Here is a 21,623-nt window from a genome sequence, read left to right on the forward strand (position 1 = left end):
ATTATGACATCTGCTACCCCCACTGTAAAGATGGGGTTTTCTTGACGCTTACGAAGATTTTGGGGATAAGGACAGACTTTAGAAAAGCCGGGGAGAGTTCAGGTGCTGTTGTTAATGCTATGATAGAATGCTCTTGTGACGTCATAGTGGATTCTGTAGAGAAGATGGTTAAGGTGCTGGATGGTTGGCTTGGCTGCGTTGGTGAGGGGAGATGGGGTTGATATGACCGCGAAAAGCCATTTTTTAACTAATGGCTTAGTTAGGTATAAAAAATACCTAACTGGGCTGATAGTCAATCATTTTTCGCTTCTCAATCCAAAATTGCATGTATGTCACCGATGCCCTAAATAAAAGCTGGTGACGGTCTGGTGACGGTATTTTTGAGGGGTTCGGCTACGTAAGTTATTAATCTATCAGAATATTAATGGCGGAGGGGGTGGGATTCGAACCCACGGTAGAGTTACCCCTACAACGATTTTCAAGACCGTCGCCTTCAACCGCTCAGCCACCCCTCCGCAGAGAGCCGCCACTGCCTAAGCTCAACTATAACATATTTATACTTTATATCGGAATAGCGTGGCCAAAAAAATCAAAAGAGCGGAGCTGGTTCTGTCGCACCTTCAGGGCGTTTGTTTTCTTTTTTATCAGGGTCATCGGCAGGGGGGCTGGGGTTGCCGTATTTTTGGGATTTGGAGCCAGGTATCAAGCCGGTCTTGTCTTTTGAGAGCGCCTGTTTCAGGCCAATAAGTTTTTCTTTGAACTCCTCTGTCATCCTTGCCGCGTCGGCAATGTTTTTCACCACATGGGGAGTAATTATTATCAGAAGCTCCGTCCTGGTGTGAGACTTGTCCTGAACCCCGAAAAGGCCGCCTATGATTGGAATCTTGCTCAGAAACGGGATACCATTGTTAGAGTCACTGACTTTATCCTGTATCAACCCTCCGATTGCAATGCTTGCCCCATCGTGCACAACGAGGTTGGTGGATACGCTTCTGACGTCAATCGTAGGGGAATTGACGCCTTGCGTTGTCAAATTCGGGTCTACGGTTGAGACCTCCTGAGATACGTCAAGCTTTACGAGGCCGCTGTCGTTTATTTGCGGCTTTACTGTCAAAATTACTCCGGTATCCTGATATTGATACTGGTTCTGGATGGTTGTAGTGCCTGATACATTGGCGGTAGATGTAACTATCGGGACTTTTTGACCCACCTGAATTTTTGCCTCGTTATTATCGGATACAAGGATGGTGGGGTTTGAAAGGACACTGACGTTGGTTTCGGTCGAAAGGGCCTGAACCAGGGCTGACAGGAATCCCGCGCCATTGAAAACCGCGTATGACAATCCCGATGTGGTCGAAAACAACTGACTGGAAAGGCCGATAACCGCGCTGCCAGTATTAGCGCTGCCGCCAGATTCCAACATAGCCGCGCCGGTGTATGTGTGATTTTTTACAGTTATGTTGTTGGTCAAAAACCACTCAACGCCATATTTCATTTCGTTGTTCAGGGTAATCTCAATTATAAGGGACTCTATCAGCACCTGTCTGGGAACAGAGTCAAGCTTCTTTATAAGCTCTTCTATGTATAGATAGTCTTTAGGCAAGGCCAGGATAATAATAGAGTTGAGTTTGTCGTCGTAATAGAGCTTCGTCTCTGAGGAAACAAGAATAGAATTCGTTGCGCTTATGGCGTTGGCGGTACCCGTGCCCGTGGATGATGACGATTTTTTCGAGTCCTTCGTGCTGTCTGTCTTTGTCGTTGATGAAGTGGATGAATTTGATGTCAATGATGATAATGATGACAACGCTGACGTCCCTGTTGTCCCTGTCGTCCCCGTAGATTTTGTGGCGGAGGAAGCTGGATTCGATGACTTATCCTGTGAGGTCTTGGAAGTCCCTGATTCCGAGAATACCTGCGAGAGTATTGACATAATATGGTCAGCCTGGCTGTTTTGCAGTGGATACACGTAGATTCTTGGTTTAGCGCCTTCAAATACGTTATCTATGATGTCCACCCACTTTTTAAAATGTTTGAGGTACTGTTCGTCAGGGGCTACTACTAAGATGGCGTTTAATTTTTCGATTGGCAGATATTTCATCTTCAGGCTGTCTTTAGTCGTAGCGGTGAAAAGCGGGAAGGTGTTCTTAAGGTCATCAATGACGTCTTTGATACTGAGATTTTTAAATACGAATAATTCCACCTTCATATCCTTAAACGCGTCGTCGTCGAAGATGTTGACAATTTGCAGGAGCCTCTGAATGTTTTCATCTGTGTCCGATATTATGATGCAGTTCTTGCCCGGTACCTCTTTAATGACAGCACCCGTTGATAGAAAAGGCGTAAGGATTTCCACCATATCCTTGGATCCCATAAAATTCAGAGGCACTATCTGAATCACCGAAAAACCTCTGACCTGCGAAGTCTTCGTGTCCTTTCCATACTTGACCCCCGTCGGTTCTTTGCTGATATCGGCAAGGGGGATTATCCTGTAGAGGCCATGCTCCTCTATAATGCTGACACCATTCAGCCTGAAAATAGTTGACATAATGGGCAGTACATCGCTGTTAGAGACCGGCTTTACGGTCTTAAAGGTAATCCTGCCCTTAACGCGCGCGTCAATCAGATAGTTCACCTTCAGGATTTCTCCAAAAATCGTGTGTGCTATCTCAAATATATCGGCGTCGTCGAAGGCAAGGCTGACGTTGTTAGGGCCGGATTGCTGAACCATAGGCGCTGATGCCGCAGAAGAGGACGAGTGGGCCGACGCTGGTGTAGTTGGAGGAGGAAGTGGCGGAGCCGGTGTGGCCAGGGCCTTAGGAGACGGAGATTGAGTCGGCATGATTGCGGTTTGAGGGGAAAGCGGCGGTGTCGGCGCGGTTTGAGTCGCCGTTTGATTATCCTGCGACAGCGGCGAAATATTCTGGCTTGGCCCTACGGGTGCCCCGCCCTTAGCCGGCGGTGCCAACAGTGTCGTGATGTTATCGCCCCCCAATGGCATCAGAGCACCCTGCGGCGCGACCTGAGTTGCCGACGGCATGTTAGATGGCGACTGTTTTTGTCCCTGGGGCTGCGGGTCCTGCCCCCGTGCCGGAGAAAGAAACAACAGTACCACGGCTGCCGTTATTAATGCCGTTGCCAAACATATATCGCATTGCCGGTTTTTTTTCATAGTTGCCGAATGCTATAAGATACACTTAACTTAATGTAATTATCAAGGGGGGGCGGTAAAAACATGTCAAGCCAAACAAAAAATGGCCTGATAATTACCAAAGCAGAAACGGAGTATCCGGTCAAAGGCCACCGTCGGTGTGCAATTGCAAGTGCGTGGCTATTGTTTTATTTTCCGAATTTTTGTTATGTTTTAACTGTGATGCCGATTCTGAATCAGCATGAGTTGCCGTGGCGGTTTGCGGCTGTTGTCGGCGGCTAAAACAACGGCGGGGGTTCAGCCGCGGGAAGTATCTGTAAAATAAGGACTATCAGGAGGGATTCAGGTATGGGTTTTGTTGAGGGTTTGAAGTGCCGTGAATGTGGTCGGGAGTATCAGATAGACCCGATTTATGTGTGCGAGTTCTGCTTTGGCCCGCTTGAGGCCGTTTATGATTATAAAAAAATAAAAAAATCTCTTAACCGAAAGAAAATCCTTCAGCGTGATAAAAATCTCTGGCGCTACAAAGAACTCCTCCCAATAGACGGCGAACCGCAGGTTGGGCTTAACTCAGGGTTTACCCCATTGGTCGAGACGAAAAACCTTGCGCGGGAATTGGGCGTAAAGACGCTCTACGTAAAGGATGACACGGTTGTGCATCCCACGCTTTCATTCAAAGACAGGGTGGTGGCCGTTGCCCTTACCAAGGCAAAGGAGTTCGGATTCGACACGGTTGCCTGCGCCTCAACGGGCAATCTTGCCCACTCAGTCTCCGCCCATGGCGCGAAGGCTGGCCTTAAGAGATTTATTTTCATCCCTGCAACCCTTGAGGCAAGTAAGATAACCGCCGCCCTCATATACGAACCAAACCTCATAGCCGTTGACGGCAACTACGACGACGTCAACCGCCTGTGCAGCGAGATAGCCAATAAATACAAGTGGGCATTTGTAAACATAAACATTCGCCCGTTTTATGCCGAAGGCTCAAAGACACTCGGCTTTGAGATCTGTGAGCAGTTGGGCTGGAACGCCCCTGACAATGTGGTAGTGCCGTGTGCAAGTGGGTCTCTCCTGACGAAGGTATGGAAGAGTTTTAAGGAGTTTTACGAGATTGGTGTTATAAAAAAGTTAGAAACAAAGGTCTTTGCCGCTCAGGCGCAGGGGTGTAATCCCATCGCGGCTGCGTTAAAAAACCACACCGACGTCATAAGGCCGATGAAGCCCAACACAATAGCGAAGTCCCTCGCAATAGGCAATCCAGCCGACGGGTATTATGCCGTCAAAGTAGTTCAGGAGACAGGGGGCTGCGGCGGGGAAGCCACAGACCATGAGATTATTGATGGTATAAAACTCCTTGCGAAGACTGAGGGGATATTCGCCGAGACTGCCGGAGGCGTTACCGTTGCGGTTACAAAAAAACTCATAGAAAATGGCTGTATAGGGAAGAACGACACCACCGTCATTTGTGTAACAGGCAACGGCCTGAAGACGCAGGAGGCCCTTTCCGGTCACATGCTGAAGGCGCACTATATACCGCCGAACATGGAATCTTTTGAAGAGGTTTTATCAAAATTAAAATAATATCAACAGAGGAGGATGTATGGCTGTAAAAGTGAGAATACCGACCCCATTACAGAAACTTACAGAAGGCAGGGAGGAGGTGGAGGCGGCCCCCGGGACAGTTATAGATATGGTAAAAGACCTTGACGGCCGTTACGCCGGCATTGCCGAGAGAATATCCGATGGCGGGAAGATCAGGCGTTTTGTAAATATCTACGTCAATGAAGAGGATGTCAGGTTTTTACAAGGGGAGTTGACACCGGTGAAGGATGGAGATATTGTGTCAATAGTGCCGGCAATCGCCGGTGGGAGCCAGTAACGCCCCAATGCCCGTAATGGAGGTTGTATATGAAAAAACGTATAAGGCTGACCTTTCCACAGGATTTGATAAAAGAGCCTGTGATTTACACGGTTGCCAGAAAGTATGATATTGTACCGAACATCCGCCGCGCGAGGGTGACAGAAAGCGTGGGCGAGATGATTTTAGAACTCGATGGGCAAGAGGATAATCTGAACCTGAGCATAGAGGCCCTTAGGGAGACAGGCGTTGAGGTGGAACTGGTCGAAGGCGACATAATTCAATAAATTCAGGCGGTACAACACTGCTGGAGGATAAATGGCAAGGGATGAGCACCGATGTAGTGCGTGGCGTGGACTAATAGCCCATTACAGGGATTTCTTACATGTGGTTACCGGGGCGACCCCGGTGATAACGCTCAACGAGGGCAATACGCCGTTAATAGCGGCAAGAAATCTAAGTAAGAAAATCGGGTTTAACGGCCAGATTTATTTTAAATTCGACGGACTGAATCCGACGGGTTCATTTAAAGACAGAGGGATGACTATGGCCATATCAAAGGCCGTGGAGGCGGGGGCGCGGGCTGTTATTTGCGCCTCTACGGGCAACACCTCGGCCTCGGCGGCCGCATATGCCGCCCGGGCGGGAATCAACTGCGTGGTTATCATCCCCGAAGGTAAAATTGCACTTGGTAAACTCGCCCAGGCCATTATACACGGCGCCTCGGTAATTCAGATAGAGGGTAATTTCGACGAGGCCCTCTCTATTGTGAAAAATATTGTCGGGCGCTATCCCATCACCCTTGTAAACTCAATAAATCCATTCAGAATAGAAGGCCAAAAGACGGCCGCCTTTGAGGTCTGCGACCAGTTGGGCACCTCCCCGCACTATCACGCCCTGCCGGTTGGAAACGCTGGCAATATCACGGCATACTGGAAAGGTTACAGGCAGTACAAGGAGGCGGGAAGGATTGACGCCCTGCCAAAGATGATCGGGTTTCAGGCGGCAGGGGCTGCCCCCATAGTGCTTGGCAGGCCGGTAGAAAAACCAGAGACGATAGCCTCAGCCATAAGGATAGGCAATCCGGCGAGCTGGGGACTTGCCGTAGAGGCGCGCGACGCTTCCGGCGGCCTGATTGACGCGGTAACCGACGAAGAGATACTCTCTGCCTACTCCCTGATGGCCATGACAGAGGGCATCTTTTGTGAACCGGCCTCGGCGGCCTCAGTAGCCGGTGTGATTAAACTAAACGCCGCCGGATATTTCCCAAAGGACAGCACCGTAGTATGCACACTGACCGGCGCTGGCCTCAAAGACCCGGACTCCGTGTTTAAAGTGACAAAAGAACCCCTTAAAGTGTGGTCAGACCTGAAAGCCGTCGAGCAGTATATAAAGAATCTGCTTTAGGGCGGATGTACTGACAAGAGACATCTCAGAAGTTATTGAGGTGATCAGTGTAGTATTTACGAATAGGTTGTGTTAGCTTATCTGCAAGAACGCTTATATTTGTCGAGGGGAACTCATTCTTTTGGGCTAATATTTCGTCTACGAGCGCGGTAATGAATTTTGTTGACATTCTTTCGATAACATTCCTAAAATGACTTGATATGAAAAAATTATTATGGGAATAGTCATCATCTATCTTACTCTCACAGTGAGTCGTCTCGCGCAAAATAGATATTCCAAGATTATGAATATCATTCAAGAATTCATCGTTCAGTAATAGCTCACCATCCTTTTTAATATTTGGATAAATTTTACCCAAAATATATACAAGCGGCAATTCTGCGTGAAGTAAAAATGCGTCTCCGTTTTTCCATTGTTCCCAATGAATAATTGCCTGCTTCTCGATAAATGTCAGTAGGTTAAAACTTATTAAAAGTTGTTTCGGAAGTTCCTTATTTTCTTCGACAAACATTTTATCAAAATATTTTTCAAATATTATACTGCTACTATGCATTGCCTCGTGAGGCATATCTTTATATAAAGAGATATATGCCTGAAAGATACGCTCGTTATTTGCAATCTTAGTTTCATCAATGTTTTTACCTGTATATTCTTTTCGATGTGTTTCGTAATAGAAGCCTTTTTCAAGAAAATATTGTTTAACTAACAGCTGGACAGGGTGGTTTGCCTTTAGATCGCTTTCAAATATCTGATTTTGGCTGTTTGTGCCTTCTGTAATCTTATCGATCAACTCTTTACTGTCCGTCTCGTAAAGCCTCAACAATAGATACACATCCTGAAGCTGTTTATCGGGAAAGAGTTTTCTCTCATTATATAAATTGTATAACGATTTTGTCGTTTGCGCGCCATTGATTATTTTCGGATTGGCAACTTCTATTATTTTATTGCCAAGTGCGTCGTCATTAAATGAAAATCTATCACATATTATTGTAACACCGTTATTTAAAAACCAAAAATATTTAGAATCTTTAACAGAAGAAGCTGTTTCCCTAATTTTCCTGTTTATTCTATTAGTGCCGAGATAATATCTTATATTCCTGCTTAGAATCTTATCATGGCCCGATGATAAATATATATTTATTAATTCCTCTGCCGATATAGTGGCAACCATTCCTCTGATGTCTCCAAGTTTTTTGTCGGTCGAGAGATATAGAATGTCTTTATAAGTGGTAATTTTGATTTTACTCTCTTTTTGCTTTGATTTATCTCTAACCTTTAATATGTCACTGCCATCATAGAAAAAAACATAATAGTTGTCTTTTTCTTCCAGCATTTTAACACGATCTTTTTCTGACTCAGCCGGTTTGTGCGTATTTACCACAAAATAAATACGCACCTCATGCATTTTTAGTGTACTCTTGATTATATCTCTTATTTCTGCGATCCTTGTTTTCATTGTCTCAGACTCTCTTTTTGATTCCTTTCCCCGAAAAATTTCCTCAACCTTTGCAATAGTCAAATCAATTTCATTTTTTCCTATTCCGTATTTTTGATTTCTTCGATATTTTGACTGGAATATATTGATAATTAAACTATCTTTCGTCTCATCAATATATATGGCATCAATGCCGCCGTCATCTCTGCCGTCGGTGTAAGATAAAACAGCTTCGTTCATAGATATGTCAAGCAGGGATGTCATCGCGAAGATCAAAAACGCATAGGAATCGTCTTTCTGCCTATTTTTGGGCAAGTTGCCTCTAATGTTATCTAAATGTGCCCCAATAAGGGTCTGATATATTGACTCTCTTGACATCCACCACCTCTTATGCCATTATATCCTGTTATCACCTAATAACGCAACGCCCCCGAAAGGGCGGAGGCGGGGACAGAAAAGTGGCACAGGCAGTTTTTATGAGGAGGTTAAGCGCACCTTAGGCGATGTCAACAGGGAAATTCTACAGATACACGTCCATCTTGGCGCTCATTGGCGTGTTTGGGTTTTTGAGTTTTCACGTGATGGAGCCGTTTCTTCCGGCTATCGCGTGGGCCGTCGTGCTTGGCATAGTGTTTTACCCACTGTTTGCGTTTATCAGCAAATACGCCAGATGGAGGCACGCGGCATCGGCGTTGACTACCATTATTATCTTATTTATAATCATAATGCCGTCTTTTTATATCTCTACTCAACTGGCAAAGGAAGTAAAACACCTGATTCAGTATACCCAGGACAAGCAGTTTACAGAGCTGATGGACTTCTCACATTACCGGCCCGTGAACTGGCTCCTTGAGCATCTGCGCCGTGAGGGTGTACCAGTTGATTACGGGGCGTTGCTGACAGAGAATTTCTCTGAAATCAGTAAAAACGTCATGCCAAAACTGACGTACGGCATGAAAAATATCCTTGATATAGCGACGACTTTTGCGCTGATGATGTTTACGCTTTTTTTTATTTTTGCGGACGGCCCGGCGTTCATAGATAAAATCAGGAATATGCTCCCATTTTCTGAAGGGCAAAAAGACCGTATGGCAAAGGACATAAAGGACATGGTGGTTACGGCAATTTATGGCGGGCTGGCGGCAGGATTAGCGCAGGGGATTCTCTCAGGCATTACATTTTATCTGTTAGACCTCTGGTCTCCGGTGCTCCTTGGGGCGTTGACAGGGTTGATGTCCTTCGTCCCGCTGATGGGTGCCGTATCGGTATGGGCAGCGGTAGATGCGGTGTTGTTCTTAACAGGTTCGTATAATGAGGCCATTATATTGCTTTTTGTAGGGGTGGTGGTTACAACTGCGATAGACAATGTCCTGAGGCCGGTTATCATCAGAGGACGCACTAATGTTCCTATTCTGATAGTGTTTTTTACGATTATCGGCGGGATTAACTTCTTTGGTTTCATAGGAATTGTCATGGGGCCGCTCGTATTTGTGCTGTTTGTCTCGCTTATTGATATATTTATGACGTTTGAAGAGGCCGCTGGTATTCTACGGGAACTTCCAGATGAGGTTGCCAAATATGGTAAATAAATCAATCGCAAACAACAAGTTCTACGTAATAACCCTGTTGATGCTGTTGCTGATTTTTGGGTTTCTCATGTTTAACGTCATCAGTCCTTTCCTCAGCCCGATTGCGTGGGCGGTGGTGCTTGGGATTGTGTTTTATCCGGTTTACCAGTTTATATGCAGATACATGGCGTGGAAAAATATCGCCTCTTTAACAACCGTTTTGATTATCGTGTTTATCATTATCGGGCCTTTTTCTTACATACTAATATTAATGGGAAAGGAACTGCTCAGCCTTATTCAGTACGTGGAGACGGGTGCGTTAGGCCACCAATACACCGATTCATTGCTGTCTATGGCACCGCTAAAGTGGCTTGATGAGCGGGTACACATATATAAGTATATAGGGACGGAGGAAGTCAAAAGAAAGATTTTAGACAATATATCAAACTTTGCCCAAAGCGTTTTGCCGCGGCTGACCATAGGCGTAAGGAATCTGCTCGGAGTCGTCGTTGATTTCGCGTTGATGGTGATTACGCTTTATTTTTTCTTCCTTGACGGGCCGGCCTTTATGAAAAAGGTGAGGGACTACCTGCCCTTTTCCGATGCTCACAAGGACAGGCTTATAAGCCAGACGAAGGATATGGTGGTCTCGGCGATTTACGGCGGGATGGCCGTGGCGTTGTCACAGGGGGTAGCGGCCGGACTGGTGTTTTATTTCCTTGGCGTGGGGGCGCCTCTGCTGCTTGGGGCGGCAACTTATCTCATGTCCTTTATCCCTTTTGGTGCGGTGATAATATGGGGAGGGGTTGATATATTTTTATTTTTAAAAGAATCGTATGCCGAGGGGATTATACTGTTGATACTCGGTATCTTTGGCATAAGCATGATAGACAATATCCTCAGGCCCATCATAGTGAGCGGCAGGACGAAGATTTCGTTTTTATTGATATTTTTCACCGTTATCGGGGGGCTTGGGTATTTCGGCCTCATCGGCCTGATTCTTGGCCCGCTTGTGGTGGTTATCTTTTTATCGTTATTTGATATCTTCAGGACAATTGATGATGAGCAGGACAGCGACGACTGCGCGGGGGGATAGCCGCTACCCTGCCCTCATCGCGGCGGCAGTGGTGGCGCTTGCCATCATATGCTCGTGCAGTACCAAAAGCGGCACGTTAGACGGCTATGTCTGCATTCGGTTGAGCGCGAATCCTACGACCCTTGACCCTGCCTTCATTGTGGATGTGCAGGGCGGTGCAATAGCGGCAAAGATTTATAACGGCCTCATCAGGCTTGACGCGGATATGAATGTTGTCCCCGATATCGCTGAAAGTTGGCAGATTAGTCCCGACCTGAGGACATACACGTTTAAGCTGAGGCGCGACATAAAATTTCATAACGGCAAACCGCTTACCGCCACCGACGCCGCCTACTCCCTCACACGTGTTCTCTCTGCCGAAACCAACTCCCCCAACGCGTGGGTGCTGAGGAATGTGGACGGCGCAGAGGATTTCTTAAAGGGTAAAAGTGGTTCGCTCACCGGCGTCACCGTCGCCGACAACTATACTATTGAGATAACCCTCAGACAACCGTTTGAGCCGTTTTTAAAGCTCCTCTCAATGCCGGCGGCATACATAGTCCCCACCCCCGCGCCCGGTGAGACAGGCGGCCTATCGCGTATCGTCGGCACAGGCCCGTTTATTGTTGACAAGTGGGAGCCGGACAGGGAGATAGTCCTCAGAAAAAACGACGAATACTTCGATTCCCCCGCCAGGGTAAAAGGTATTTATTACAAGATAATCCCCGAAGACCTCACGGCTGTGACTGAGTTCATGCTTGGCAATGTTGATGTCTTTGAGGTAACGGCCTCCGCCTTTTCCATGTTTACGAAGGATAAGAAATATCGGGCAATGCTGCGTGAAGGCCCCGGCCTGAACGTCTATTACCTTGGGTTTAACACATCAAGGCCGCCGTTTGATAATCCGCTTCTGCGCAGGGCAATTGCCCACGCCATAGACAGGCGCAAAATTCTGGAGACTTATTTCCAGAACAGGGGAAGCCTTGCCGTATCCCCCGTACCCAACGCCCTGAAAAAATACACTCTGGCTGACAGTTACCCGTTTGACAGGGAAAAGGCGAAGGCGCTGCTTAGGGAATCCCATTACAGCCCGTCAACGAAATTACGTTTCTATGTTACCGCGGCACAGGAATCGGTTGATATAGCCGAGATAATCGTATCCTATTTAAAGGACGCCGGTATAGAGGCAGAGATAAGAACCCTTGAGTGGAGCGCCTATAAGTCGGCGATAAATAACGGTGATACCGACATGTTCTGGCTCGGCTGGATAGCGGACTACCCTGACGCCGAGAATTTCCTGTACCCGCTTTACCACTCGTCCAACTTTGGGGCGGGGGGCAATCGCACACGATATACAAACGCCGAAGTTGATAAATTAATCGAAACAGGAAGAAAGACGGCAAACGATACCGAAAGAGAACAACTATATAAAACTGCCGAGGAGCAAATACTAAGAGACGCCCCCGCGGTGTACTTCTGGCAAAACCGCGGGTTCACCGCCGTAGCGCCCCGCATAAAGAACTTCCGCGTCTATCCGATATATAACATAGACAAGGGGAATCTGATGGAAATACAAGCGCCCTAGTTTTTCTTATTTACTATAATAGCGGTTGTTGCTATAATAAGTGCTGTCTGATATAACAATTTATGTCCGGGGGGTGGCAGTGAGGATAAAAGCAATACTTATCGCAGCGGTCTGGGTTGTTTTACTGTTATCGGCTGCTTATGCCGACAGGTCAATGCCCATACCGGGTGGCAGGGGATATGTCCTGTGCAAGGATTCGTATATTGTGCGTAATCAAAACAATGAAGTGACTCAGTGCGCCCTTGCGGCGCCTCTTACGTATGATGTATATGGAGGGACAGAGGTATGTCCTGAATTCGCCGTAGTCAAGTTTGATTATAGAGGCCATGTTGCAAGCTGCGCATCTGGCGGGAAAAAGAGCAAACGTTGAGCATCTGAATTGGGGGTTTAGCTTGGGATTGTTCTTCAGGAAAAAAGACCGCGACGATGAGCAGACATTGAAAGAGCTTCTGGAAAAGCTCGGCGAGTGTGCTGAGCAGAGCAAGTTCTACATGTCCGGCATCAAGGCCCTGCTGGTGTTGATGAAGGATTTTTCTTTCGATATCAAAGAACTCAACGCCGATGCCTTTAAAAGACAGATGGACAGTCTGAGTCAGGAATTCTCAAACACCAACAAAATAAAGAAGCTGGAAAAGGCCTTCGACAAAGGCAAAGACACGATAATAAACTATATCAATGACAAGAGGGACTATTTAAGGGAAAGGGAAGACGAATTCAGAAACATTATAGACCTCCTTACGAGGGGCATTTCGGTAATCAACGACGAAAACACTGAGTTTAACCGAAAGATCTATGACAAGAGCATTGCCATAGCCAATATTACGCTCCTCGACGATATAAAAAAAATCAGGGACAGCATAAAACTTGAAGTAGAATATATGCAGACGACCATAAAAGAGAAACAGACCTCCGGCGAAAAACAGATAGAGGCTCTCACAAAGGAGGTACAATCCCTTCGATGTGACCTCGAAAAGGCCCAAACCGCCTCAATGACCGACGGCCTGACAGGGGCGTTTAATCGCATGGCTATGGACAATTACCTGGAGAGGCTCGTTGACAGGAGTGTTGTCTCAGACGCCCCATTTGCGCTGTTGATGATAGATGTGGATAATTTCAAGAAAATCAACGATTTCTACGGCCACCAAATAGGTGACAGCGTCCTTATGGCGCTGATAAGCCAGTGCAAGGAGCTGATCAGAAAAGAGGACTTTTTGGCCAGATACGGTGGCGAGGAGTTCATGCTGATACTGCCGAACGCGTCGCTCAAAAATGCCATAAAAAAAGGAAGCGAGATATGCCGTGCGGTAGAGTTGTCATGCTATTTGCTTGGCGAAAAATATGCTGACGAAAAACTGTCCTTTACCATCAGCATAGGGATAAGCACATTTCAGAAGGGCGATACGGTGAAGACTGTCACCGAACGGGCGGATAAGGCCCTTTACTTAGCAAAAACAACAGGGAAAAACAGGGTAGTCACAGAAAAGGAACTACTATGAGGAGGAGTGCCTGACGATGGGAGCGCGTTTTGTGAATGTGGTGGTGGCCTTAGTTATGATATGTTGCCTTGGCGCTGCGGCGGTGGCGGTGGCGGACTGTATCTCAGGGGATTGCAGAAATGGCCGGGGCGTGTATGTCTTGCCTGACGGCGGCAAGTACGAAGGACAATTCAGGGACGCGAAAATGACAGGCACTGCCACAATAACGTGGCCGGATGGGAGCAAATATACCGGCAGTGTAAAGGATTCCCCAAATGAAATTAAAAAGGACGGCACGGGTACGTTTCTATTTCCCGACGGCAAGAAATATGAGGGCGAATATAAAGACGACAAGATGACTGGAAACGGGATTTTCACATGGCCGGACAGCTCCAGATACGAGGGCGCGCTCTCCGATGGAAAATTCGTAAAAGGCGTTTTCACATGGCCTGACGGTAGCAGATATGAAGGACAGTTCAAAGACGACAAGCCAAACGGTTTCGGTACCATGTACACACCTGACGGCCTCGCATACTCAGGGGAGTTCAAAAACGGTAAGAAAGATGGAAACGGTACGCTGACCTATAAAGACGGCTCGACATACATGGGAAAGTTCAGAGATGATAAGAAAAACGGCCATGGCGTTATGGCCTATCCAGACGGCCAAAAGAAAGAACTCCTGTGGGAAGACGACAAACCCTTAAAACCCGGACAGACTCAATCTCGCCCTGCACAATCCAGATAGCGTCACCATGTATGGCACGTTTTTCCTCAGGGCAATAGCATTTGAAAAATAAAACTGAAGATACCTATGCAATCATTTCGGCTTTGTCCCTTTCCGTCATTCCGGCTTGTCTGGAATCTTCCCTTTAGTGGGAGTTTCATGATGATTGTGCATATTCTGAGGCATTAGGACAGATTCCAGACAAGCCGGAATGACAAGAATAAGGGAGGCAATTTCAAATGCGTTTGCCCTGTTTTTATTCCCCTTGATAAAAAACTTATCCATTATGCTATACTACACCAAATAATCTGGAAGTTTAAAATAAAGGAGTACTTATAATGAAGTTAACGAAGGTTATTCTCAAAGAGGAAGTTGCCAACCTCGGTGACATGGGGGCGATTGTTAATGTTGCAAGGGGATATGCGAGAAACTATCTCCTGCCAAAGAATCTGGCCGTCGAGGCAAATACCCGCAATCTGAAGATGCTGGAGCATGAGAAGCGGATAATCGCCGAGAAGCTGAAAAAACTTAAAGTGAGCGCCGACACTATGGCGGCGAGGCTGTCTTCTCAGAGGCTCATGCTCACTGCAAAGGCCGGCGAAGAGGGTAAGCTCTTCGGCTCTATTACGACAAAGGACATTGCCGAGGCCCTGTCGGCGTTGGGCTTTGACATTGACAAGAGGAAAATCCTCCTCGATACGCATATCAAGAGGACCGGGGAACACGCGGTCAAAATTAAGATCCATCCACAGGTACACGCCCAGATAATCGTAGAAGTTACGGCAGGCTAGGGCGTTTCCCTGATGGAAGGTGCCTTCTCAGAGTCGGGTGGCCTTGGGGCTATTAGACTGGGGGCCGTTAGTTTGGGGGCGGGATAACTCGCCTGAACGCGGGGGGCTGCGCATTCCCCGTCGGGTCGGGTTGCGATAAAGACATGGCAGAGGCGTAAGACAGACATGGTGGAATATGCCGTAGATAAGCTCCCCCCTCAGAACATTGACGCCGAGCAGTTTGTCCTCGGCGCGATACTCCTTGAAAACGAGGCCCTCTATAAGGCCATTGAGGTAATTACCCCCGATGATTTTTATAAAGAATCTCACAGGTGTATCTTCGCCGCCATGCTCAGCCTTCTTGACAAGAGCGAACCAATTGATATAATCACACTGGCAGACCAACTGAGAAAACAAGACAATATTGAAAAAATCGGCGGCGTCTCATATCTTTCAACGGTAGTAAATTCTGTTCCCACGGCCGCAAACATCGCCTTTCATTGCAAGATAATCAGAGAGAAGGCCATCCTTAGAGGACTTATAGGGGCCTCAACGAGCATCATCGCAAATATATACGAAGAGAGCGGCGACGCCGACGAGCAGATGGACTTTGCCGAAAGGACTATCTTTGCCTTGTCAGAACAGCGAATGCGCCGTCCATTTGCGAAACTTGATGAGATTGTAAAGGAAAGCCTCAAGATGATAGAGACCCTTTACGACAAAAAGGAGGCCATCACCGGCGTGGCGTCGGGTTTTAAAGACCTTGACGAGCTGACAACAGGATTTCAGCAGGGAGATTTGATAATCATAGGCGGGCGACCTTCAATGGGAAAGACCGCCTTGTGTCTCAACATCGCCCAGCATGTAGGCATTAAGGTTAAAGAACCTGTGGCCATATTCAGCCTCGAAATGTCGAAGAGGCAATTGGCCCTGAGAATGTTGTGTTCAGAGGCGATGGTAGATTCAAACAGGGTGAGAAAGGGGTTTCTTCGTCAGGAGGACTGGCCACGGCTGACCTCCGCCGCCGGAAGGCTGGCCGAGGCACCGATTTATATTGACGACGCCTCTGACATAGGGGTGCTTGAGATGAGGTCAAAGTCGCGGCGGCTAAAGATGGAACACGGTCTCGGCATGGTAATCGTAGATTACCTGCAGCTTGTGCGAGGGCGTTCGGGTGTGGAGCGGCGCGAGCAGGAGATCTCAGAAATATCCCGTTCTCTTAAAGGGCTTGCAAAGGAGCTTAACATCCCGGTCATAGCCCTAAGCCAATTGAATCGCCTCGTGGAGCAGCGTCGCCCTCCGATTCCTACGATTGCGGATTTGAGAGAATCCGGAGCGATAGAGCAGGACGCCGACGTCATATTGTTTTTATACAGAGACGAGGTTTATAATAGGGATGACCCTGCCTCTAAGGGCAAGGCGGAACTCCATGTCGCCAAGCAGAGAAACGGCCCGGCGGGGGTGAAGGTGAATCTCACTTTTTTATCAGAAATTACAAGGTTTATGGACTACACCGAAGGCGGCTATCAGGAAGAGGCCGACGAGGTCTTTTAATGCCTGGCGTGGATGGCCGGAGTTAGTGTGGCCGCAACTAATGGAGGTATCACATATGAAAAGGCCGCCAGCAGTGGCAGGACATTTTTATAGCGCCTCAGGCTCTACCCTTGCCGCTGAGGTCGGGGCATTTGTAGCGGGTGCCGACAGCCCCTCACGAAAACAGAAGGCCATTGGCATCATCAGCCCGCACGCCGGATTTATATATAGTGGTGAGGTAGCGGCGGCGGTATATTCAAGCATACAATTTCCTGATACGTTTATCTTAATCGGGCCAAATCACACAGGACTAGGCGGGAAGTTTTCGATGATGTCAAGCGGGCAGTGGGAAGTTCCCACACACACGTTTGACATAGACGAGGAGATAGGCGGGGCACTCCTGAAAACGGGTATTTTCAGGGAAGAACACAACGCGCACAGATTTGAACACTCCCTTGAGGTTCAGCTTCCTTTTATAGCGCATTTCTCAAAGGTCGTAACAATAGTGCCGATAACGGTAATGGGCCTGGACGCGCTGGAGTGTAAGGTCGCGGGTGAGGCCCTTGCGGAGGTAGTCAGAGGCGCGGGGAAATCAGTTGTAATAGCGGTCAGCTCCGACATGAGCCACTACTTGCCTGAGCAGGAGGCAAGGCAAAAGGACACGCTCGCCCTTGATATGATTTTAGGGCTTGACCCCGGCGGCCTGTATAATATAGTACAAAGGGAGCACATAACGATGTGCGGCTACCTGCCCGCAACGATAATGCTCTACGCCGCGCGCGCCTTGGGCGCTGAGAAGGCCGAGATAATAAAATACACCACATCGGCGCAGATCAGCGGCGACTATGGCCGCGTAGTAGGCTATGCGGGCGTTGTTGTAACTTAAATGAAAGGAGCTGATTTGAAATACTTTGGAACTGCGAATCACAGAATTATTATGGGCGATGCTGTTGCTGCATTAGATACAATTGATGATAATTCGGTTGATTTGATATTTGCTGATCCTCCCTATAACATAGGTAAAGATTTTAATAGTTATAAAGATAAGTGGGATAAAGACGAAGACTATTTGAGCTGGTGTTATAAATGGCTTGACATTTGTATAAATAAATTAAAATCTAATGGTAGTTTTTATGTGATGACATCTACGCAGTTTATGCCATTCTTTGATATTTATTTGAGAGATAAACTTAAGATTCTTTCAAGAATAGTTTGGTATTATGATAGTTCTGGAGTGCAAGCAAAGAAATATTATGGCTCCTTGTATGAACCAATTTTATTTTGCGTAAAAGATGACAACGAATATACTTTTAATGCGGAAGACATTTTAGTAGAGGCGAAGACTGGTGCCAAAAGAAAACTAATTGATTATAGAAAAAATCCCCCTAAGATTTATAGTTCTGAAAAAGTGCCTGGCAATGTGTGGGAATTTTATAGAGTCAGATACCGTATGGATGAATATGAAAATCACCCAACACAAAAACCAGTTGTCCTATTAGAGAGAATAATTAAAGCAAGTTCTAATTCTGGTGATTTGGTTTTGGATCCATTTTCTGGAACCTTTACCACGTCATTTGTTGCAAGTAAATTAGGTAGAAATTCAATAGGTATAGAGTTGCAGGAAGATTATGTAAAAATTGGGTTAAGAAGGCTTGAGCTTCAGCAGGAATATAATGGTGAAAAGCTAGTCAGGGAAGCCCGAACATTTGAAAGAGAACAGGGCGAACCACAGAGAGAACTTAGTCTTTTTAATATATAAATATATGGAAAAACCATTTACTGAAATCATTAATGAAATATTGGAAGCAAGATTTGGCAATCAAGGGTCAGATATCTTTGATAAAAGCCAACTATTGCAATACATTTCATTGAAAACCAGGGCTGCGAATAGAGGTGCTAAAGCCCGTGGTAGTTTTGCCAACTTATACGCAATATATGTTGTAGTTGAGGATTATATTGAGAAGGGCTTCGATAAAAGTTCAACATACGATAAGTATGAGGGGGCTGAGTTTATAAGATTATTTAGGCGACAACGTGAGTTACCGTTTGGCACTAAACTTCAGAATCATGCTCTAAACAACCGTATGAATTCAGAGTTCCAGAAGTTTTTTCCTGTATCTGAGTATGTGCCAATTTTAAGAAATCTTGAAACAAACAGATATTGGGTGGCAGAAAATATGTTAAAAATTAAACTTAGAACAAAAACATACAATATCGCCCATGTTATTATTGAGATTATTGATAAATATGCCCAGACAAAGAAAAATGCGTTTGAGCAATTTATTCAATCTTGTGTTGAGTTACAAGATATTCAGACAAAAAATCCAGAAGAAGCAAAAATCTTTATTTTAGGGTTACTTGCACCGAACGTTGATGCCCGACTTTTTGAAATAGTAAGTTATGCAATCCTAAAATACTATTACCACGATCAAAAAATATATTGGGGCTTTGAAATAGACAAATTAAATGAAGATAATTTAACTCTCTATAAAACAGGAAGAACCAACGCTAATGATGGCGGCATAGACTTTGTGATGAAACCTCTTGGTAGATTTTTTCAGGTAACTGAGAGCTTAGATGTAAAAAAGTATTTTTTAGATATTGATAAGGTACAAAGGTATCCCATTACTTTTGTTGTTAAATCCGAAGAACCTGTGGAAAATATTATTGTTGGAATTCGAAAAAATGCAAGCCGAATCTATTCAGTACAAGCTATCGTCGATACGTACATGGATTGTATCGAAGAAGTCATAAATATAAGCTCTCTAAGGAATTGTTTTATACAATCAATTCAACAGGGGTATCTGAAAAATATTATAGAAGAGATTGTTTCGCAGAGCAAGACAGAGTTCAATTATCAAGATGAAATTGATGATAAAGTATAGACAATAGATAACCATAAGGAGGATAACTCAATGAAAAGACGTGATTTCTTAAAGGCGGGGGCGATTGCCGCGGCGGCTTCGGCCTTTATTTCACCAAAGGCGGATTTACATGCGGCAGAGGAAAGCGGCGTGTCAGTTAAACGATATACCGAAATCGGCAAGACCGGCCTGAAGATGAGCGATATTTCCTGCGGCTGCGGCAGTCTGCCATCGGCCTCCCTTGTGCTGAGGGCCATAGACAAGGGGATAAATTATTTCGACACCGCCCCGGACTACGGCAAATCCGAGACCTATATCGGCGAGGCCATGAAAAACATCAAGCGGGATAAGATTATTCTTGCCTCAAAGTTCTGTAACCCCATGCCCTATCCCTCTCACCTGCCCTTGGGCAGCACGAAAGACCAGTACATCGCCTCTATTGATGGAAGCCTCTCCCGCCTGAAGACCGACTACCTTGATTTCGTATTCGTCCACGCTATGGGCGAGGTTGACAAGGACAAGGAAAAAGAACTCAAGCGCCTGTTGGACGAAAATATGCTTGAGGCCTATCAAGCCCTCAAAAAGGCCGGTAAGGTAAGACACCTCGCCGTCTCATCCCACGGGCCTACGAACATGGAAGACCTTCTCATGGCTGCTGTTGACAGTGGCCATTACGAGATGATAATGCCGGCGTTTAATTTTATGAAATTCCCCAAAATCCCTGATGTCCTCAAAGAGGCCAAAAAGAAAGGCGTGGGTGTTGTGGCAATGAAAACACTGGCCGGTGCCAAGGACATGCAGCTTGATTTTAAGGGCGCTGATTTTGCCCAATCGGCCTTTAAGTGGACATTGAAACACCCTGAGGTAAATGGCCTTGTGGTATCAATGAAAAGTGTTGCTGACCTTGATAACTATCTGCCAGCATCGGGACAGGAATACTCCGCCGCGGATGAGCGTGTTCTCAGGCAGTATGCCAGCGCGCATGGCAGCTCCTACTGCCGCACTGGATGCGGGATTTGCGAGGGCGCGTGCTCAAACGGGGTAGATATAGCGGCCTCTCTGAGGTTTCAGATGTATTTCAAGGACTACGGGATGGAAAAGCGGGCGATGACCTCATATGCCAGGCTCAATAACAAGGCGGAGGTGTGCCTGACATGCAAAAATACCGAGTGCACGGGGGCGTGTCCATATGGGCTTCCGGTTGCGCAGATGCTTCGTGAGACACACCAGACCCTCACGTTTAACGTGTAAATGATGACAAGAGAATCTCTCAGATGGCCGCCATATTTATTACTGGCGTTGCTGCCATTAATCGCGGTGGTTATATACTCGGCGGGGCAGAGGTATGACGCGGCGGCAATAATGGCTACGTTTCAAAAGGCCAGCGCCGAGTTGGTTCAACTTCCCGCTGATGTTGAGGGATACAAAAAAATCGGCCCCCCGCGCCAGTTTACGAAGGACAACCTCTATGAATATAACGACGGCCACGCCGAGTATTTTATCTCGAAGGGATTTGCCGGGCTGACTGTTTACGACTATGCGAAGGCCGGTACGCAGGCTGACGCCCTTGTTGAAATCTACGACATGGGCAAGCCCATACAGGCCTTCGCGGTCTTGACCGACGAGATGCCGGCAGACGCGGTGGCCGTGTCTACCGGCACGATGGGTTATACGCTGACAAGGGGTGTTCTGTTTTTTGCCGGAAGGTACTACGTCAAGGTTATAACATTTAACGACGCCGTCCCGGCTGACAGGATTGCCGCGGTTGTGGACAAATCAATAGGTGGCGCCGCCGAGCCTTTTACTCTTTTTGAGAGGTTTCCTAAATTTGGCAAGGTAGTCTCAACACAGTTTATAAAGGAAAACTATCGCGGCCTTGACTTTGTGCGCGACGCAATAGAAAGGGAATATGTCCTTGACGGCGAAAAGGTCTCCATTGTCCTCATCCCTCAGCCTGAGAAGTTGCTCGCTGCTTATCTCAATTTTTTCAAAACCACTAACACGAAATACACTGTGGTGATGCGCGGCCAGAGGCAGCTTTACAGAGTAGACGATAAGTACGAGGGGCAGTGGACGTTAATCCCTATGGAAGACACTCTCATCGGGGTGTTTGGCAATATCCGTGAAGATAAGATAATGGAGATTATTTCACATAAGTGATGCTTGCAAATTACAATACGT

19 protein-coding genes, 1 tRNA gene and 1 pseudogene are annotated in these 21,623 nt (G+C 46.6%); 18 read left to right on the forward strand and 3 right to left on the reverse strand.

Annotation, left to right across the window (positions count from 1 at the left end; all coding sequences use genetic code 11):
- Nucleotides 1-221: pseudogene (locus tag AB7D94_RS06235) on the forward strand (hypothetical protein); the annotation flags it as partial.
- A 204-nt stretch (nucleotides 222-425) separates the two neighbouring features.
- Here AB7D94_RS06235 and AB7D94_RS06240 read toward each other — a convergent pair.
- Together AB7D94_RS06240 and gspD are read right to left on the reverse strand one after the other, a co-directional pair.
- Nucleotides 426-515: transfer RNA gene (locus AB7D94_RS06240), tRNA-Ser, on the reverse strand.
- A gap of 74 nt (nucleotides 516-589) precedes the next feature.
- A complete protein-coding gene (gene gspD / locus AB7D94_RS06245; protein ID WP_420264876.1) occupies nucleotides 590-3,139 on the reverse strand; it encodes a type II secretion system secretin GspD in 2,550 nt (849 codons plus the stop codon).
- Nucleotides 3,140-3,496: 357 nt separating this feature from the next.
- On the opposite strand from gspD, the gene thrC (AB7D94_RS06250) reads away from it, so the two are divergent.
- From thrC (AB7D94_RS06250) to thrC (AB7D94_RS06265), 4 genes are read left to right on the forward strand one after another with little or no spacing between them, the layout of a single operon-like run.
- Nucleotides 3,497-4,729, forward strand: a complete 1,233-nt coding sequence (gene thrC, locus AB7D94_RS06250) for a threonine synthase (protein ID WP_420264877.1) — start codon at nucleotides 3,497-3,499, stop codon at nucleotides 4,727-4,729.
- 19 nt (nucleotides 4,730-4,748) lie between these two features.
- Nucleotides 4,749-5,027 carry a MoaD/ThiS family protein gene (locus tag AB7D94_RS06255; protein ID WP_420264878.1) on the forward strand — a complete coding sequence of 93 codons (279 nt, stop codon included), beginning with the start codon at nucleotides 4,749-4,751 and terminating at the stop codon, nucleotides 5,025-5,027.
- A gap of 29 nt (nucleotides 5,028-5,056) precedes the next feature.
- The gene (locus AB7D94_RS06260; protein WP_420264879.1) at nucleotides 5,057-5,293 is read left to right on the forward strand and encodes an NIL domain-containing protein; all 237 of its coding nucleotides are present in this window, start codon (nucleotides 5,057-5,059) and stop codon (nucleotides 5,291-5,293) included.
- Nucleotides 5,294-5,324: 31 nt separating this feature from the next.
- Complete coding sequence (gene thrC, locus AB7D94_RS06265; RefSeq protein WP_420264880.1) at nucleotides 5,325-6,413, forward strand: threonine synthase; 1,089 nt, start codon at nucleotides 5,325-5,327, stop codon at nucleotides 6,411-6,413.
- A gap of 25 nt (nucleotides 6,414-6,438) precedes the next feature.
- Here the strand turns inward: thrC (AB7D94_RS06265) and AB7D94_RS06270 are convergent, their stop codons facing one another.
- On the reverse strand, nucleotides 6,439-8,226 hold the full coding sequence (locus AB7D94_RS06270) for an AIPR family protein (RefSeq protein ID WP_420264881.1): 1,788 nt from the start codon (nucleotides 8,224-8,226) through the stop codon (nucleotides 6,439-6,441).
- Nucleotides 8,227-8,351: 125 nt separating this feature from the next.
- Between AB7D94_RS06270 and AB7D94_RS06275 the strand changes: the two genes are divergently transcribed.
- The 13 genes from AB7D94_RS06275 (at nucleotide 8,352) to AB7D94_RS06335 (ending at nucleotide 21,602) form a co-directional block, all read left to right on the forward strand.
- On the forward strand, nucleotides 8,352-9,437 hold the full coding sequence (locus AB7D94_RS06275; RefSeq protein ID WP_420264882.1) for an AI-2E family transporter: 1,086 nt from the start codon (nucleotides 8,352-8,354) through the stop codon (nucleotides 9,435-9,437).
- On the forward strand, nucleotides 9,427-10,512 hold the full coding sequence (locus AB7D94_RS06280) for an AI-2E family transporter (RefSeq protein ID WP_420264883.1): 1,086 nt from the start codon (nucleotides 9,427-9,429) through the stop codon (nucleotides 10,510-10,512). The genes AB7D94_RS06275 and AB7D94_RS06280 overlap by 11 nt, the downstream gene beginning before the upstream one ends.
- Complete coding sequence (locus AB7D94_RS06285) at nucleotides 10,475-12,076, forward strand: ABC transporter substrate-binding protein (protein WP_420264884.1); 1,602 nt, start codon at nucleotides 10,475-10,477, stop codon at nucleotides 12,074-12,076. The genes AB7D94_RS06280 and AB7D94_RS06285 overlap by 38 nt, the downstream gene beginning before the upstream one ends.
- A gap of 79 nt (nucleotides 12,077-12,155) precedes the next feature.
- Entirely contained in the window at nucleotides 12,156-12,446 is a 291-nt protein-coding gene (locus AB7D94_RS06290; RefSeq protein ID WP_420264885.1) for a hypothetical protein, read from the forward strand.
- A 22-nt stretch (nucleotides 12,447-12,468) separates the two neighbouring features.
- Nucleotides 12,469-13,572: a GGDEF domain-containing protein gene (locus tag AB7D94_RS06295; protein WP_420264886.1), complete on the forward strand. Its 1,104-nt coding sequence runs from the start codon at nucleotides 12,469-12,471 to the stop codon at nucleotides 13,570-13,572.
- Nucleotides 13,573-13,588: 16 nt separating this feature from the next.
- Nucleotides 13,589-14,296, forward strand: a complete 708-nt coding sequence (locus tag AB7D94_RS06300) for an MORN repeat-containing protein (protein WP_420264887.1) — start codon at nucleotides 13,589-13,591, stop codon at nucleotides 14,294-14,296.
- 317 nt (nucleotides 14,297-14,613) lie between these two features.
- The gene (gene rplI / locus AB7D94_RS06305; RefSeq protein ID WP_420264888.1) at nucleotides 14,614-15,066 is read left to right on the forward strand and encodes a 50S ribosomal protein L9; all 453 of its coding nucleotides are present in this window, start codon (nucleotides 14,614-14,616) and stop codon (nucleotides 15,064-15,066) included.
- A 165-nt stretch (nucleotides 15,067-15,231) separates the two neighbouring features.
- On the forward strand, nucleotides 15,232-16,599 hold the full coding sequence (gene dnaB / locus AB7D94_RS06310) for a replicative DNA helicase (RefSeq protein ID WP_420264889.1): 1,368 nt from the start codon (nucleotides 15,232-15,234) through the stop codon (nucleotides 16,597-16,599).
- A gap of 55 nt (nucleotides 16,600-16,654) precedes the next feature.
- Nucleotides 16,655-17,464, forward strand: coding sequence for an AmmeMemoRadiSam system protein B (gene amrB / locus AB7D94_RS06315; protein ID WP_420264890.1), 810 nt, complete (start codon nucleotides 16,655-16,657; stop codon nucleotides 17,462-17,464).
- Nucleotides 17,465-18,337 carry an adenine-specific DNA-methyltransferase gene (gene yhdJ / locus AB7D94_RS06320; protein ID WP_420264891.1) on the forward strand — a complete coding sequence of 291 codons (873 nt, stop codon included), beginning with the start codon at nucleotides 17,465-17,467 and terminating at the stop codon, nucleotides 18,335-18,337.
- A 4-nt stretch (nucleotides 18,338-18,341) separates the two neighbouring features.
- Nucleotides 18,342-19,463, forward strand: coding sequence for a restriction endonuclease (locus AB7D94_RS06325; RefSeq protein WP_420264892.1), 1,122 nt, complete (start codon nucleotides 18,342-18,344; stop codon nucleotides 19,461-19,463).
- A gap of 30 nt (nucleotides 19,464-19,493) precedes the next feature.
- Nucleotides 19,494-20,693, forward strand: a complete 1,200-nt coding sequence (locus AB7D94_RS06330) for an aldo/keto reductase (RefSeq protein ID WP_420264893.1) — start codon at nucleotides 19,494-19,496, stop codon at nucleotides 20,691-20,693.
- Nucleotides 20,694-21,602 (forward strand): DUF6599 family protein, encoded by a 909-nt coding sequence (locus AB7D94_RS06335; RefSeq protein ID WP_420264894.1) that lies wholly within the window; start codon nucleotides 20,694-20,696, stop codon nucleotides 21,600-21,602. It abuts the gene before it with no gap.
- Nucleotides 21,603-21,623 lie beyond the last annotated feature (21 nt).

Source organism: Candidatus Magnetominusculus dajiuhuensis (genome assembly GCF_046044395.1).
GTDB lineage: Bacteria > Nitrospirota > Thermodesulfovibrionia > Thermodesulfovibrionales > Magnetobacteriaceae > Magnetominusculus > Magnetominusculus dajiuhuensis.

Coding starts and splice junctions, on each gene's coding strand:
- AB7D94_RS06300 (WP_420264887.1), top strand. CDS start 13,589: ATGGGAGCGCGTTTTGTGAATGTGGTGGTGGCCTTAGTTATGATATGT.
- AB7D94_RS06275 (WP_420264882.1), top strand. CDS start 8,352: ATGTCAACAGGGAAATTCTACAGATACACGTCCATCTTGGCGCTCATT.
- rplI (WP_420264888.1), top strand. CDS start 14,614: ATGAAGTTAACGAAGGTTATTCTCAAAGAGGAAGTTGCCAACCTCGGT.
- AB7D94_RS06280 (WP_420264883.1), top strand. CDS start 9,427: ATGGTAAATAAATCAATCGCAAACAACAAGTTCTACGTAATAACCCTG.
- thrC (WP_420264880.1), top strand. CDS start 5,325: ATGGCAAGGGATGAGCACCGATGTAGTGCGTGGCGTGGACTAATAGCC.
- AB7D94_RS06260 (WP_420264879.1), top strand. CDS start 5,057: ATGAAAAAACGTATAAGGCTGACCTTTCCACAGGATTTGATAAAAGAG.
- AB7D94_RS06325 (WP_420264892.1), top strand. CDS start 18,342: ATGGAAAAACCATTTACTGAAATCATTAATGAAATATTGGAAGCAAGA.
- AB7D94_RS06335 (WP_420264894.1), top strand. CDS start 20,694: ATGATGACAAGAGAATCTCTCAGATGGCCGCCATATTTATTACTGGCG.
- dnaB (WP_420264889.1), top strand. CDS start 15,232: ATGGTGGAATATGCCGTAGATAAGCTCCCCCCTCAGAACATTGACGCC.
- AB7D94_RS06270 (WP_420264881.1), bottom strand. CDS start 8,226: ATGTCAAGAGAGTCAATATATCAGACCCTTATTGGGGCACATTTAGAT.
- AB7D94_RS06255 (WP_420264878.1), top strand. CDS start 4,749: ATGGCTGTAAAAGTGAGAATACCGACCCCATTACAGAAACTTACAGAA.
- AB7D94_RS06330 (WP_420264893.1), top strand. CDS start 19,494: ATGAAAAGACGTGATTTCTTAAAGGCGGGGGCGATTGCCGCGGCGGCT.
- yhdJ (WP_420264891.1), top strand. CDS start 17,465: ATGAAAGGAGCTGATTTGAAATACTTTGGAACTGCGAATCACAGAATT.
- thrC (WP_420264877.1), top strand. CDS start 3,497: ATGGGTTTTGTTGAGGGTTTGAAGTGCCGTGAATGTGGTCGGGAGTAT.
- AB7D94_RS06285 (WP_420264884.1), top strand. CDS start 10,475: ATGATGAGCAGGACAGCGACGACTGCGCGGGGGGATAGCCGCTACCCT.
- amrB (WP_420264890.1), top strand. CDS start 16,655: ATGAAAAGGCCGCCAGCAGTGGCAGGACATTTTTATAGCGCCTCAGGC.